The 15,147-nt window shown below is 47.9% G+C and carries 14 protein-coding genes; 7 read left to right on the plus strand and 7 right to left on the minus strand.

Annotated features, from left to right (window positions below; all coding sequences use genetic code 11):
• Positions 1 to 34 precede the first annotated feature (34 nt).
• Entirely contained in the window at positions 35 to 739 is a 705-nt protein-coding gene (locus AC1DFM_RS24770) for a 3-keto-disaccharide hydrolase (RefSeq protein ID WP_477079457.1), read from the plus strand.
• Between the two features lies 1 nt (position 740).
• The gene (locus tag AC1DFM_RS24775) at positions 741 to 1,037 is read left to right on the plus strand and encodes an isochorismate lyase (protein WP_477079458.1); all 297 of its coding nucleotides are present in this window, start codon (positions 741 to 743) and stop codon (positions 1,035 to 1,037) included.
• Positions 1,038 to 1,133: 96 nt separating this feature from the next.
• Here the strand turns inward: AC1DFM_RS24775 and AC1DFM_RS24780 are convergent, their stop codons facing one another.
• The 5 genes from AC1DFM_RS24780 to AC1DFM_RS24800 all read right to left on the minus strand — a co-directional run bounded on the left by AC1DFM_RS24780 (position 1,134) and on the right by AC1DFM_RS24800 (position 6,880).
• Positions 1,134 to 2,156, minus strand: a complete 1,023-nt coding sequence (locus AC1DFM_RS24780) for an MlaD family protein (RefSeq protein ID WP_477079459.1) — start codon at positions 2,154 to 2,156, stop codon at positions 1,134 to 1,136.
• Between the two features lie 3 nt (positions 2,157 to 2,159).
• Positions 2,160 to 2,933, minus strand: coding sequence for an ABC transporter ATP-binding protein (locus AC1DFM_RS24785; protein WP_477079460.1), 774 nt, complete (start codon positions 2,931 to 2,933; stop codon positions 2,160 to 2,162).
• A gap of 3 nt (positions 2,934 to 2,936) precedes the next feature.
• Positions 2,937 to 3,731 (minus strand): MlaE family ABC transporter permease, encoded by a 795-nt coding sequence (locus tag AC1DFM_RS24790; RefSeq protein ID WP_477079461.1) that lies wholly within the window; start codon positions 3,729 to 3,731, stop codon positions 2,937 to 2,939.
• Positions 3,732 to 3,937: 206 nt separating this feature from the next.
• A complete protein-coding gene (locus AC1DFM_RS24795; RefSeq protein WP_477079462.1) occupies positions 3,938 to 5,986 on the minus strand; it encodes a TonB-dependent receptor in 2,049 nt (682 codons plus the stop codon).
• Between the two features lie 78 nt (positions 5,987 to 6,064).
• Positions 6,065 to 6,880: a serine O-acetyltransferase gene (locus AC1DFM_RS24800; RefSeq protein WP_477079463.1), complete on the minus strand. Its 816-nt coding sequence runs from the start codon at positions 6,878 to 6,880 to the stop codon at positions 6,065 to 6,067.
• 125 nt (positions 6,881 to 7,005) lie between these two features.
• Here AC1DFM_RS24800 and bla point away from each other — a divergent pair, with 125 nt between their 5' ends.
• Entirely contained in the window at positions 7,006 to 7,725 is a 720-nt protein-coding gene (gene bla, locus AC1DFM_RS24805; protein WP_477079464.1) for a subclass B1 metallo-beta-lactamase, read from the plus strand.
• 3 nt (positions 7,726 to 7,728) lie between these two features.
• Here bla and AC1DFM_RS24810 read toward each other — a convergent pair whose 3' ends face one another.
• Positions 7,729 to 8,403, minus strand: coding sequence for a hypothetical protein (locus tag AC1DFM_RS24810; protein WP_477079465.1), 675 nt, complete (start codon positions 8,401 to 8,403; stop codon positions 7,729 to 7,731).
• Positions 8,404 to 8,527: 124 nt separating this feature from the next.
• Here AC1DFM_RS24810 and AC1DFM_RS24815 point away from each other — a divergent pair, with 124 nt between their 5' ends.
• The 4 genes from AC1DFM_RS24815 (at position 8,528) to AC1DFM_RS24830 (ending at position 14,570) form a co-directional block, all read left to right on the plus strand.
• Positions 8,528 to 9,157 carry a hypothetical protein gene (locus tag AC1DFM_RS24815; RefSeq protein ID WP_477079466.1) on the plus strand — a complete coding sequence of 210 codons (630 nt, stop codon included), beginning with the start codon at positions 8,528 to 8,530 and terminating at the stop codon, positions 9,155 to 9,157.
• Positions 9,158 to 9,282: 125 nt separating this feature from the next.
• Positions 9,283 to 11,757, plus strand: coding sequence for a YfhO family protein (locus tag AC1DFM_RS24820; RefSeq protein WP_477079467.1), 2,475 nt, complete (start codon positions 9,283 to 9,285; stop codon positions 11,755 to 11,757).
• A gap of 214 nt (positions 11,758 to 11,971) precedes the next feature.
• A complete protein-coding gene (locus AC1DFM_RS24825; protein ID WP_477079468.1) occupies positions 11,972 to 12,184 on the plus strand; it encodes a hypothetical protein in 213 nt (70 codons plus the stop codon).
• 31 nt (positions 12,185 to 12,215) lie between these two features.
• The gene (locus AC1DFM_RS24830) at positions 12,216 to 14,570 is read left to right on the plus strand and encodes an ABC transporter permease (RefSeq protein ID WP_477079469.1); all 2,355 of its coding nucleotides are present in this window, start codon (positions 12,216 to 12,218) and stop codon (positions 14,568 to 14,570) included.
• A 7-nt stretch (positions 14,571 to 14,577) separates the two neighbouring features.
• Here the strand turns inward: AC1DFM_RS24830 and AC1DFM_RS24835 are convergent, their stop codons facing one another.
• On the minus strand, positions 14,578 to 15,093 hold the full coding sequence (locus AC1DFM_RS24835; RefSeq protein WP_477079470.1) for a response regulator: 516 nt from the start codon (positions 15,091 to 15,093) through the stop codon (positions 14,578 to 14,580).
• Positions 15,094 to 15,147: the final 54 nt, after the last annotated feature.

Genomic DNA, 15,147 nt, shown 5'->3' on the forward strand with positions numbered 1-15,147 from the left:
CTATATTTAGCCCCAAATCCCGATAAGTTCCTTTATGAAAAAACTTATTTTCACCTCCTGCATCGCCGTGTCGATGCTATGCGGTGCTGCCAACGTCAACGCACAAACGCGCAGCTTATTCAACTTTAAAGACCTGAGCGGCTGGCATATTGATGTACCCGCCATGGACAAAGATCCAAACGTGAAAACCCCTTTCATACTGCGGGATGGCGTATTCGTCAGCCTGGCCAGTCCACAGGGACATATCATCACAGATGCCAGCTATGAAAACTTCCGTCTGGAAGTACAATACCGCTTCCCCGCCAAACCAGGCAACTGTGGCGTATTGGTATTTGCCTCCACCCCACGGGTGCTGTACGGCATGTTTCCTAAATCCATCGAAGTACAAATGCAACACCAGGATGCCGGCGACTTCTGGTGCATCGGGGAAGACATCACCGTGCCCGATATGGAAAAACGCCGCGGTCCTAAAAGTGAATGGGGCTCCGTGGATGGTAAAAAACGCCGCATCATCAATCTCACCGATGGCTCCGAAAAACCATTGGGCGAATGGAATACGATGATCATAGAATGCGTAGGCAACGCCATCAAAGTATGGGTGAACGGCGATCTCGTTAACTATGGTACCCAGGCTACTGCCCGTAAAGGCCAGATTGCCCTGCAGGCAGAAGGCTCAGAAGTGGAATTCCGCAAAGTAGACCTCACCCCTATAAAAGCATTTTCAGCAAAAGGACACTAATATGAAATCACCGGAAGCCTGCGAAAACATGCAGGATATACGCACCGAAATTGATGCCATTGATCACGAAGTAGTGCAGTTATTAGGTAAACGTTTTGCGTATGTAAAAGCCGCTGCAGCCTTTAAAACCAGCGCCTCTGCGGTACAGGCGCCGGAGCGGTTCAAGGCCATGTTAGAACAACGGAGAGCATGGGCGATCGAAGCCGGACTAAACCCCGACGCCATCGAAAAAATGTACAGTGATCTCGTTAAACATTTTATTGAAGAAGAAATGCTACACTGGCAGGCAAAGAAATAATTACGAATTACGAATTACGGATTTGTGGGTAGATATAAGCGAAGTTGATCTTCGCGTTTACCATCTACCCACAAATCCGTAATTCGTAATTCGTAATTATTTCTTTGCCTGCCTGTCTGCTTTTTCTTTGGCCTTCTGCGCCTTTCTTTCCCGCTTCGCCTGTTTTCTGAAATAGCCGCGGAAAAGGAAGTTATTCCGGATGGCCATCATATTGGTATCCAGCCTTTCTGTACTGGTTTCCAGATTATAGATTGTCGCTTTAAAAGCATCCGCCAGCAATGTGTCCTGTAGCAACATGCCTATAGGCGCATCGCTGTTGGACATGCCCGCTTTCACACCCGCACTCGTTGCCTGCAAATCCGATACTGCTTTGTTGGCATTGCCCGCCACCTCATTCATCTGTGATACCGCCGAACGCAATTTGGAGAATACCATCGTATCCGTTACCAGCTCATTGGAAAGTACGCCTTTGGTTTGGAGCTTATCCGCATATGCGGATAAGGCACTGGTAAGCCGGCGGGTATTGGCTACGGCGTTATTGAGTCCGGCCATGGAAGCATTCAGGTTTTTATACACCGAATCGTCTGTCAGTAGTTTACCCAATGTCCCTTTTCCATCTACCATCCCTTTGGTAATCACTTTAAGGTTATCTGTTATTTCCACCAGGCTTTTATTATTTACCTGCAACGTATTCATGATCTCTTCTGTACTCAGTCCACTGCCCACCGTGAGCTGATCCCCATCTTCAATCTGCGGCATGTTGGGCGTGCCACCGGACAACATCACAATTTTATTCCCCATCAACCCCTCAGAGCTGATACGGGCTACCACATCTTTATGTATAAACTCCTGCGCACTCTGATCAATGTTCATCAGCACCAGAATTTCATTAGCCCGCACAAAACTGATTTTCTTTACGGTACCTATTTTTACACCGGAATACAGAATATTCCGGCCCACCGCCAATCCATTTACATCTTTGAATATGGCGTTTACCTGTACAGATTTATTGAACAGCTTCTGTTGCTTGCCCAGCATCATCACGGCCGTTACAAAAATTGCCAACCCCAGTACTACGAAAATGCCGACAATCACTGCGCGTTTTTTTCCTGCTTCCATAGCTTATTGTATAAAGTTATAGTCGTAAAAACTTTTTATCAGTCCTTCCTTCTCTGTAAAAACTTCTTCAAAAGTACCCTGTCGTACAAACCGGCCTTCGTCCATCACAGCTACCCGGTCGCCCACTTCTTTGGCGCAGGTAAGATCGTGTGTGATGATAATGGAACTGGTGTTGAACCGCTCTTTCACGGCATTAATCAGCTTATTTAATTCCATGCAGGTGATGGGGTCCAGTCCGGCTGTAGGCTCATCATACAGCATAATTTCCGGACGCAGGATCAGCGTGCGCCCAATCCCAATCCGTTTCTTTTGTCCACCGGATAACTCAGATGGATACTGGTTAATCGTATCGGGTAGCCCAATCGCATCCAATACCACATCAATCGTTTTCCGGATCTGGTCCCGGGTCAGGCTACGGTTATTTCGCTTCAGCGGAAACGCCAGGTTTTCACCTACCGTCATACTATCATATAAGGCACTGCTTTGAAAGGAGAATCCTACTTTCAGTCGCAACGCCCGCAGCTCCACATCTTTGAGCTGATCTACTTCTTCCCCCAGCACATTGACGGTACCCGCATCCGGCATCAACAACCCAATGATAATTTTGATTAATACGGATTTCCCTGTGCCGGAGCGGCCCAGTACCACTACGTTTTCTCCTTTAAACACATCGAGGTTGATGCCTTGTAATACATGTTTATCGCCGAACGACTTATACAGATCACGTATTTGGATCACTGTTTCATTCTTATCGATATGGTGTTCGTTTTCTTTCATATGCTATCGGATAGAATTAAACACGTGAACAATAATCACTTCTTCAATAAAAATCAGGAACATGGATACAATCACGGACACATTAGCCGCCTTACCCACGCCCATGGTGCCCTGAGAAGCATTCCAGCCCTGGTAGCAGCTCACTATACCGATGGTAAAACCGTACAGGATGGCTTTGGTGAGTGCGGTGGTATAATCCAGGAAAGTAATTTGTGCAAAGGCATTATCGAAAAAAGCAATGAGACTGGTTTGTTCATGCGCATGTACATCGAAGTAAGAACCGAGGCAACCTATCAGCGCATTGTAGAACATCAGCAACGGCAGACAGATGGTCATGGCCGTTACCCGGGTAACAATCAGATAGCGGAATGGGTTAATGGCGGATACCTCCATGGCATCTATTTGCTCCGTTACTTTCATGGAGCCCAGTTCGGCGCCGATGCTGGAACCTACCTTACCCGCACAAATCAGGGCGGCGATCAATGGCGCCAGCGCCCTTACTACGGCAATAGCTACCAGTGAGGGCAGCCAGGCCGTGACCCCAAATTCTGATAAAGTGGGACGCGACTGTTCGGTAAATACCACTCCGGTAATAAAACCGGTGACCGTCACCAATGCCAGTGATTTATAGCCCACCTGGTAACATTGCCGTACAAATTCCCCCCATTCTACCGGCGGCCGAAATGCCTCCCGGAAGAAACGGGCTATAAAGACAGCGATATCATAGAAGGTGATAAAAAAACCATCAATTCTGGCGGTGATAACCGGCTTATCCTGTTTTTCGTTGGTAGAACTCATCTGTATGTAAAATGCTTACACACTAATTACAATTCTATGCCGCTTTTGTTAACGATGGCGGGGAATATGTTGGCGCCCGCCAGGAAAGGGAATTTGTTTTTATGGTGATAAATAATGCGGATCAGCGGGTATTTTTTTAAACACCAGCGCTGAGGATCACAATGCCCACTACGGTACATTCCTTCCACAACATGCCGGTATAACGGTTACCGTACTACGCGGATACCACCGAAATAATTTCTGCCGGGAGCAGGATTATAAAACCGGTTGCCCACGGCATTCAGGTCGCTGCCCAGGCTGTATTTTACATCCAGCAGATTGTCCGCGCCCGCACGTACATACACGGCATAGCGCGTATGCAACGGCAGTTTCCAGTTCACATTGGCCTGAAGCAGGTGATAGCTGCGGGCAAAAGTACTGTTAGCGTCATCCAGTGGAATACGGCTGGTAAAAGTATGTTGGATATATAGGGAGATGTCTGCCGGGAATTGCCATTGCACACTGCTTAGGAGCACGTGTTGGGGCACTCCGGTGAGTTGGTTGCCGGAATAATTTTTCGCACCGCTGATATAATCGTTGAATTTAAAATCACTGAACGTATATCCTTCCTGCCATTTAATACCCCGTAATACGCCTGAAGGCCGGGGCAACAAAATCCACCACATCCCCTGCAACTCTATCCCTTTCTGGTGTACGCCACCGGCGTTCACAAAATAATCTTCTCCCTGGGCATTCTGCCGTTTTACAATAGCGTTTCGCATCCGGTAGTAAAAGAAGGCGGCATCCACCATGGCGCGATGGCGGCGGGTAGCGGCGCGTACCCCCGCTTCATAGTTCCAGCCGGTTTCTGGTTGCAGCGTGGTATTAATAACGTTGTCGGATGCACGTACTTCGGCGGTGGCGGGTGGCGAATAGCCTCGGCTCACCGTGATACGTCCGGTCACCAGGGGTGTAAATGCATATGACATCGACAAGCGCGGCATCAGCTGCGGCGTAAAACGAATATTCGTGTGGCCCTGGCTGTTATAACTGTAACCATAGTAATTTAAGCTGGCGGCGGCTTCCAGGGTAAACTGCCGCAGGGTAGCATGAAAGCGGCTAAAGAAGAAATACTGATGTGCGGTAAGTTGATCGGCCGCCATCACCGTATCTCTTTTTCCGCCGCGGTTACCATAATTAATGACGTCGGTAGTGGTTTGTTGCCACTCTGCCCCATTCAGCCATTTCCATTGTATGTCATGGACTTTCGCCGGATCATTCACCCATTGGAGATAGGTGCGGAAGCCGGCAGTATTTTCATCTCTTGCTTCATAATTGGTAATGAACGGATTTTCGAAGTGGGTATTGGCGCCAAATACAGCAAGTACATGTTGCAAGCGGGGCGTAAATTGGGCTTCGTGTATCAGTCCGCCCTGGAAAGTGCGGTTGTAAATCCCCGCCTGTTGGGCAATAGCGCCGGGTAAAGTAGTCGTTGCCGGACGGGCTGCACGCGGATTCGCTTCACTTTGGGCGAGGGTTAATCCACCGGGCGTGCGGTACGACAAGTCCGAATAAAAAGCCAGCAGCTTCAATGCGTAACCGGGTTTGTATTCCCAGCGTTGTGCAGTTTGGGTATACGATCTTTTCATGGCGGTATTCTGGCGGTAGCCATCTGCCCGCTGATATCCCTGAAATACCTGCAGCTGGTAATTTTTCCATTGCTGTTGCCAGCCAATGCTGCCATGAAACAGGCCATAGCTACCGCCCTGCAGATTTACCTGCAGGTGCTGCGTATCACCCGGCAGTGGCGCCAGATCCAGACGTACCACGCCACCGGAGTTAGCACCAAACAGGCTGCCATCGGGTCCTTTCAATACTTCTGCCCGGCTGATGACATCCGGATCAAGGAGATTCAGATAAGTATTACCGCCCGCATCGGTGAGCGGAATTTCATCTGCATATATTTTAATATTACGGATACCAAAAGGTGAACGCAGCAAACTACCCCTGATGGATAAACGATAACTTCCGGGCGACCGCTCCTCCATGCGTATGCCCGGCACCGTATTAAAGGCCGGCAATAGGGAAGCGCCCTGCTGCAGCTGCATATCAGCCGGTGATAACACACTCAYGGCAGTGGGTACACGCTGCAAGGGTGTTTTGGATACATACGATTGAATCACTACCTCTGGTAGTTGTTGTAGTGTGTCCTGCGCAAGCAGGCGGTTTGTCATAAAACAAGTGGTCAATAAAACGCCTGCCAATAAAATTCTCATGCTTATGCCGTGTTAATCCTCAAGGGGCATAAGATAAATATATTTCCGGGAATGGCGCTGGTATTTGTGTTGAGCTTACTAGCTGATTGTTTTGGTGGTAATTCTCACCTGATGGGTATTAAACACCTGCGAAAAGGGCGGAACACTTTTAGTAATAAACACGCTGCCACCAATAATGCTGCCTTTGCCAATCGTCGTATTCCCTCCAAGGATGGTACTGCGGGCATAAATAATCACATCATCTTCTACTGTAGGATGTCTTTTCACTTCAGATAATTCCTTGGTAACCTGCAGCGCGCCCAGTGTAACGCCCTGGTAAATCACCACATTGGCGCCAATGATACTGGTGGCCCCGATAACAATGCCCGTACCATGGTCAATAATAAAAGGCACTTCAATTTGCGCATTGGGATGAATATCGATGCCTGTTTTGCCATGTGCATACTCACTGATAATACGGGGCAGTACCGGCACGTGCAACCGGGTGAGCCGGTGGGCAATGCGGTATACGGTGATGGCGTAAAAGCCGGGATAGGACACAATGACTTCATTCACGCTGGTAGCGGCGGGATCATATTCATGAATTTTGGTGGCATCCTGCCGCAGATCCTGATAGATGGTTCCCAACGAGTTATAAAAGGCGTTTGCAATATCTTCTATAGGTACTTCCTGCGGGTCCAGATAACTGAGCAGGATATTTTCCAGGTCTATCTGGTTCTTTTTGAGAATACCCTTATAGGAGGTTTGTTTGGGAAGATGATTACCTGGGAAGAGGAAACTCACCAGGTCATTCAACCAGGCGATGGCATCCTGCGCAGCAGGGGTAGCCTCCCACTCGGCATGATGGGTTTGGCGCAGCAAATTGATAAGCGATTGTGTATGACGACTATCCAAAACACTTGATTTAACAGTAAGATATGAATAATCTACTAAATTAGTAGGATAATGTTTTGCGGGATAAAAAAATAATGGTTGCGGGTCGTGAATGTCTTAATTTCGCAGTTATATTATAGGAAATCATGAAAAATCTATTGCTTGTTTTTGCAGGCCTGTTGGGCGCCACCGCTGCTTTTGCGCAGGATTCCCAACCGCCTATGCAAACGACTCATCTTACCGGGAATGTGTATGCGAGTGTATCTCATGGAGAATACAAAGGCTCCTGGGTACCGGCCAACGGCCTGTATATTGTAACAGACAAAGGGATTATATTAATTAATACGCCCTGGAGTGAAGATCAAACGAGGCAACTGGCGGATACACTGGAACAACGGTACCATCAAAAAATCACGCATTGTATTGTCACCCATTTTCACGCCGACTGCACCGCGGGCCTGGATTTCCTGAAAGAGAAGGGCGTAAAAACATACAGCACGCAACAAACACAGGATCTCTGCAAAGAACGGAATGAAAAAGCGGCGGAATTTGTATTCCGTAAGGATACCGTTTTCAATATCAATGGTGTGAAGCTGGAAACGTTCTACCCCGGTGAAGGACATACGAAAGATAACATCGTGATCTGGCTGCCGCAAACGAAGGTATTATATGGCGGCTGTTTTGTGAAAAGCATGGACGCTACCAATATGGGCTTTCTCGGGGATGGAAATCTGGCCGCTTACCCGGCGTCGCTGCGGAAGCTAAAAAGCAAATTTCCTCATCCGGCATTCCTGATTCCTGGTCATGAAGGATGGCAAGGTGGCATTGAACAAGTGAACCATTCCCTGCAATTACTCGCGAAATAGCGACTAACGGATATGGATAATCGCACTATCGGCGATTCCAGTATCATTATAATATACCATCACCCTCCCTGGCTTTATCTTCCTGATAAAGCCGGGGAAATGGGTAGTATCCCCACTTTCATGATTAGGGTCTGGTAGCTCCAGGTCATTTACCGGCAAACAATATAATTCTTCCCAGCGGTGATGACGCCAGGTCACCAAATGACAGGTATTGAAATTGGACCAATCCGCCCAATCTGATACATATGATACTTCATCGGTACCATCTCCATTTAAGTCCCCTTCGTTTTTCAACCACGACAACCCGAGTACCTGGCCACTGCCTGTATGCAATGTGTCAATATCATGGTTACTGCCGCTCACAAACACGTAAGGTTCCTTCTGATCGTTTAGTCGTACCTGTAAGTCGTAGTCAATGTCCTTATAATACTTATTCGTTTCCCGGTTATCAATCCCGCTGAAAAAGTGTTCGGTCAGTGTGTCAGGACGGCCATCGCCATCAAAATCACCATACAATACAAAGCGGTGGCCCATCACAGGGGTAAGGCCGCTATCTGTCAGTGGCTTATGATGTGTTGAATCGAACAACACCAGGGGACCTTTGGTACGATGGTTTAAGGTGTTTGGAGAGTGGCAGGCGAACAATGCCAGCAATCCGGCTAACAGCAGGTATTTCATACAGGTATCGTGATAATTAAAGGTAATCATTACTGTTATACAGCCTGCTCACACTTTTCAGCCATTCTCAAAAAAGCGGTTATGTGCTTATATATTTCAATATATTTACCCGCAAATTTATTAGATGAAACTTTATATGCCTCTGCTACTGGCTGGCTTGATCACTGCTTGTCATGGCACCGGACCTGTTAAGGAAACTCCCCCACAAGATAGTTTAGTTGCAACAACACCTAACGTAGTTTATACCCCGCCAGTAGTAAAGGATACCGCCGATCCCAGTCGTCCTCCGGCTGATAGCAACGCTATTACCGGCGACTTTAACGGTGACGGACAAACGGATACAGCGTATATTGTCCGCACCAAAAACGGCTATGGCAATCCAATGGAAGACGATGGTGTGGCCGATGAATACGCCGTGCGATTCGCTGGGAACAAATTACCAGATGCCAAAATCGGCTGCTGCGAAGCCCGGCTGTTTAATGAAGGCGATCTGAATTTAGATGGGGCAGATGAATTCAGCGTGTACCAGTGGCCCATGAATGGTACTGTATGCGACATGACTACGCTCACCTTTCGTGATCATCGCTGGCAGCCCCTGATTACACCTTTTGTCATTCCAACAGGTGCTGAATATTTGTCGGATGAAGACATTCAGCGTAGAGTTTTTCTCGAAAAAGGTATCATCTATTTCATGGATGTAGATCCGAATGATGACCACTTTAAACTGGTGAAAAAGAAAGCGACACTGCAGTAAGCATGCTTACTTTTTGCTTCAAGTATCACTTTAAATCAACTTAAAGCATCACTTTAAGCAAAGGCCTTTTTTCATTAGAATCGACTTCAGATAACCAGTTATAATTAAAAGACAATCAACAATATATGAAATCAACTTGGCTTAAAGCTTTTCTTCCTCATATTGCAGCAGTAGTGATATTTGTGGGACTGGCGCTGGCGTTTTGCAGCCCGGTACTGGAAGGCAAACAATTGTTTCAATCAGACATGATGCACTTTGAGGGCATGTCGAAAGAAGCATGGGATTATTACAAGGCCACCGGCGATTTACCAATGTGGACCAACAGCATGTTTGGCGGTATGCCGTCTTATGTGATCTTCACCGGACCTTCTACCAACAGGATAGGTGTTCTCAACAAAGCACTGACCTTGTGGCTGCCCAATCCGGCCGATATGTTTTTTGTGCTGATGTTGGGCATGTATATATTCCTCGCAGTGGTAGACGTAAAATACTGGATACGCATCATGGGTGCTATTGCCTATGGCTTTGCCACTTTCACCGTAGTGAGTATAGATGCCGGGCACATCACCAAAGTAATGAGCATGGCGTATATGGCGCCGGTACTGGCAGGAATGATACTCGCCTATCGCGGGCGTTATGTGGCAGGCGCCTGTTTAACCGCATTGGCAGCGGCAGTACAGATTTACGCCAATCACCCGCAGATCACTTATTATACTTTACTCATGGCCATATGCCTGGCGGTGGCTGCAGGTATTAATGCATTTCGGGAGAAGCAATTGCCAGCTTTCATCAAAGCTTCAGTACTACTGGCCATCGCAGGTGTACTCGCTGTACTCCCCGCCATGGACAACCTGCTGATCATGAAAGAGTATACGAAATATACCATTCGTGGCAGCCAGTCGGAACTCACCCTGAACCAACAGGATCAGGAACATAAAAAGTCCGGCGGCCTCGATATCAAGTATGCATTTCAATGGAGCTACGGTAAAGGAGAAACCTTTACCCTGCTGCTGCCGCACCTGGTAGGTGGCTCGTCCAACGACAAATTATCTACCCGCTCTCATACGTATCGGACCCTGACTGAAATCGGTATACCTCCTGCCAAAGCAGAAGAAGCCGTTAACAGCGCCAGCTGGCAGCTGTACTGGGGTGCCCAGCCGTTCACCCAAGGTCCGGCTTATATAGGCGCTATTATCTGCTTCCTGTTTGTTTTGTCACTCTTCATTATTAAGAGCTGGCACAAATGGTGGCTGGTAGCGGCTACTATAGTGGGCATCGTACTCAGCTGGGGGGATAATTTCCCGGAGGTCAATAACTTCCTGTTTTATCATCTCCCCCTGTACAGTAAATTCCGCGCTCCTACTATGGCGCTGGTGATCCCGCAGGTATCTATGGTGATATTGGCCTGCTGGGCCTTACAGGAACTGATATACGGTCATCAGCCGAAAGCACTGTTACAACAACACCTGAAACTGGCCCTGTTTGTAACCGGCGGACTGGTAATATTACTCGGCCTGATTGGTAGTTTCCTGTATCCTTTTGCTGGTCCTGGCGACAATGCTTTGCTGGCACGATATACTCAGATGCTGGGTGGCGAGATCCCTGCCGCCAAACTATTGGGCGCCCTCAAACAGGACCGTAGCGCTTTGTTAAGAGCTGATGGTATCCGGGCGCTGATACTCATCCTCATTGCTTTTGCGGCCATGTGGTATTTCCTGAAAGGAAAAATGAAAGCCGTCATAGCAGTTGCCATCATTACCGTGGCCGTGCTGTTCGATAGCTTCCAGGTGGATAAATCCTATATGAGTGAAGACAGCTTCAGCGAAGCGCCACTGGCTGATTTTATAACACCATCGCCCGCCGATGAACAAATTCTGAAAGATAAAGATCCTTATTACCGGGTCTTCAATCTTACTACCAATCCCTTCCTGGATGCCAACACCTCCTATTTTCATAAATCAGTAGGTGGACAAAGCCCGGCTAAATTGTGGATCTACGAAGATCTGATTGAGCACCAGCTCACCAAAAATAATAAGGCGGTGCTCAATATGCTCAACACCAAATACTTCATTGTACCGGATCAAAAAACAGGACAGCCTGTGGCGCAACTGAATCCTGGTGCATTGGGTAATGCCTGGTTTGTGAAAGCCATCAACTGGGTACCAGACGCCAATACAGAAATGCAAACACTGGATCACTTCAATCCGAAAGATACCGCCGTGATAGATAAACGTTTCCAGCCCGTTACCGGCACATTTGCGCCAGTGGCCGACAGCAACGCCAGCATCGTGCTAACGAAGTACGGATTGAACCAGTTGCAATATACTTCGCAAAATACCAGCGAGGGACTGGGTGTATTCTCAGAAATCTATTATCCTGCCGGCTGGAAAGCATTCATAGATCAAAAGCCTGTGGACATTATCCGGGTGGACTATGCGCTACGCGGCCTGAAAATCCCTGCCGGCAAACATGATATCACGTTCAAATTTGAGCCCGCCACTTTCTTCCTGGGAAGAAAAATTGCGGCCATTTCCTCCTGGTTTTTGTTGATAGCAGTTGCTATTGGCTTTGCATGGACCGCACTAGCTGTTAGGCGTTAGCAATTAGCTTTTAGCAAAATGCAGCGGAGATATATGCAAAGTATCATCACACTTACGTTTATATCTCCGCTGCATTTTGCTAAAAGCTAATTGCTAATTGCTAACAGCTATTCCCGGTTCATCACAGAATGTGATGCTTTAGTCACATTTGAATAACACTACCATTCATCTGTGGTAATTTTTGGATAGTTACTGATTCCAAACATTACCTCGTATGAAAAACATACCCTCTCCCATTACTTCCTTCTTCCTGCCGCCACTCAGCCGGCGCATGGAAGAAGGAAGGCGGCCGGAGGCCTCCCGGCCCACGCCATTCCAAAACAAGGACGCCTCTTTCGTATATCCATACTATTTACCATCTTATATAGAGAAGATACCTCTCTTTCCCGCTCCTGATCCTTCTTGTGGTTGTTCTGTAGAAAAATGAACCAGCGTTTAACCTTAAACAACTGTTATCTATGTTCAAAAGCTATTGGAGAAACGGATGGAAAAGTCTCCTGAAAAACAAATTATCCGCTTTGATTAATATCGGCGGCCTTTCCATTGGTTTGGCCACCGGCATTTTGATCCTGCTCTGGATCAACGACGAATTCAGCTTTGATGCCTTTCATCAAAACAGCGCCAGTCTTTTCCGGATCATGGAAAACCGCCAGCAGGAAGGTACCTGGCACACCAGCCCGGTAACACAGGGTCCGCTGATGAAAAAACTGGTGCAGGACCTGCCGGAAGTTAAATATGCTTCCCGCAGCGCTTTTGCGGGGCAAGGCCTGATGGTGGTAGGCAACAAAAGTCTTTACCAATCCAGCATTTACACCGATCCTGCCTACTTTAAAATGTTTACTTTTCCGGCTGTCAGTGGTGATCCTGTGGCGGCCCTGCAAGAGCCAGGCAACATTGTACTCACCCAAAGTGCCGCCAGCAGAATATTTGGCCGGGAAGATGCCATGGGCAAGATTTTGAAGTACAACAACCTATACGACCTGAAAGTGGCCGCCATCATCCGGGATGTACCACCCAACAGCACCACTAAATTCGATGTCGTACTCCCCTTCCGCCTTTTTGAAAAGGAGAACGCTGAATGGATAGAAAAGTGGGATAACTACCGGCTGACCACCTGGGTACAACTCCAGCCAGGCAGTAGTTTAGACGCCTTAAACAACAAGTTGAAAAACGTATCCAAACAAACTGCTGCCGCCAATGATGCGGAGCACTATTTGTTTGCGTATCCTTTTTCAGCCATACGCATGTATGGTGATTTCAAAAACGGGCGTCCCAACGGCGGCCGCATTGAGATAATCATGTTACTGGGCACCATTGGGCTGTTTATCTTATTGATTGCCTGTATCAATTTCATGAACCTCTCCACCGCCCGTTCTGAACGCCGTGCCCGCGAAGTGGGTGTGCGTAAAGCGCTGGGCGCGTCCAGGACAACCATCATTTTCCAATTTCTGGTAGAGGCATTACTGATTACTTTCCTTGCCATGTTCCTGGGCCTGCTGCTCGCAAAACTAGCCATCCCCGGCTTGAACCGGATATCCGGCAGAAGTATGGCGCTGGGTATGGGCAACTGGCAAATTTTGTTGGGCATCGTATTGCTGACCTTTGTTACGGGCCTGGTAGCAGGTAGTTATCCTGCATTTTTCCTGAGCAGCTTCCAACCCGTAAAAGTATTGAAAGGCCCTGTGGTAACGCAACGTGGAGGGGGCCTCTTCCGGAAGGCGTTGGTAACTTTTCAGTTTGTGATTTCTATTTTTCTCATCATCACTACCATTGTACTTTACCGGCAAATCCAATACGGAGAAAACAGGCCAGTGGGCTACAACCAGGATCAATTGATCGAAATACCAGTCCGGGGTGACATGAATCGTCAGTTCACACAGATCACCAATGAGTTTTCCCGCATCCCGGAAATAGAACAGGTATCGGCGGGATCAGATGACCTGCTGCGATTCGGCGGCGCCACCGATGGCATTCAATGGCCTGGCAAAACGGCCGACCAGAATTTCCCGGTGACACTTACCTGGGTACAATACAACTGGATAAAAACTGCCGGACTGCAACTCGCTGCCGGACGCGATTTCAGCCCGGAATATGGAAGTGATTCCATTGGTTGCCTCGTGAATGAAGCGGCGGTGAAACGCATGGGATTGAAGGAACCTGTCATTGGTACCCTGCTGGATAATCATCCCATTATTGGTGTGGTAAAAGATTTCGTTGCAAACGATCCTTATGAGGCGGCCAACCCGATGATGGTGCTCCTGAGCACTGGCCCGTTGGACCATCTCTTTGTGCGGTTGCAAAAAACTACCAACCCGCAAACAGCTTTGGTAAAAATTGAAGCAGCGATTAAAAAAAGTAACCCGGCTATTCCTTTTGAGTTTCACTTTATCAAAGAGGCCTATCAACAGAAGTTCAATGGTATCCGGTCGTCCGGGTTTATGTTGAACTGGACGGGCAGCCTCGCGATCCTGATTTCCTGCCTGGGATTATTTGGGTTATCCTCCTTCCTGGCAGAGCGGCGCACCAAAGAAATTGGTATCCGGAAAATTATGGGCGCCAGTGCAGCACGTATCTGGTTTATGCTGGCACAGGAGTTTCTGAAACCTGTTTTCCTGGCTTTTCTGATTACGGTGCCACTGGCAATACTGGCGATGCAACTGGCCTTAAAAGGTATCGACTACCGCGTTGAATTACAATGGTGGATGTTCCTGGCGGCAGGTGTACTCACCATCTTTGTGGCCCTGGCTACTATCAGCTACCAGGGGCTCAAAGCTGCAGCAGCCAATCCTGTAAAAGCATTGCAAATGGAATAATCATCGCTTAGCGGGGAGAAAGTACGTGTTTCGGTGTATCCAGTAATTGCTGCGTTTGCAACAGCACATCTTTCATCTTCATCTTAAAGCGGGCAGCAGCAGACATTTCATCTGGCACCACGGTTTCCTGCAAATCGCTCTGGAACAGGATGCGCAGGTTTTCCTTCAACAGCAGCCCGTTTTCCTGCTTCGCCAAACCGGCTGCAAAGCCTGCTTCCAACATGGCCTGCTCCTGTGCAGCGTTAAATGACGCCGCATACCAGATCAGCGGAACCTGCTTCAACCGCTTTATTTTTCTCAGCTCCCGTAAAAATAAAACTGCTTCATCTGAAGGTTGCAAGCTGTCTAAAAAAATGTAATCCGGTGTAAAGCCGGATTGCTTTTTTAGATAATCCAGCGCCTTGCTGGTATTATCCTGAGCTATACATGCTTTGCTAATCTGTAAAAGGTCCAGTGCAAGATAAAACTGGTTACGCCGGTCGCGGTCCGGGTCAATTAATAAAGACGACAATTTCTCTCTCATCGCAGGGTAGTTTTAATGGTAGGGTGTCTGGGTTTTGGTGCAAAATTACGGCTG

This window comes from Chitinophaga sp. 05T412 (assembly GCF_056396465.1).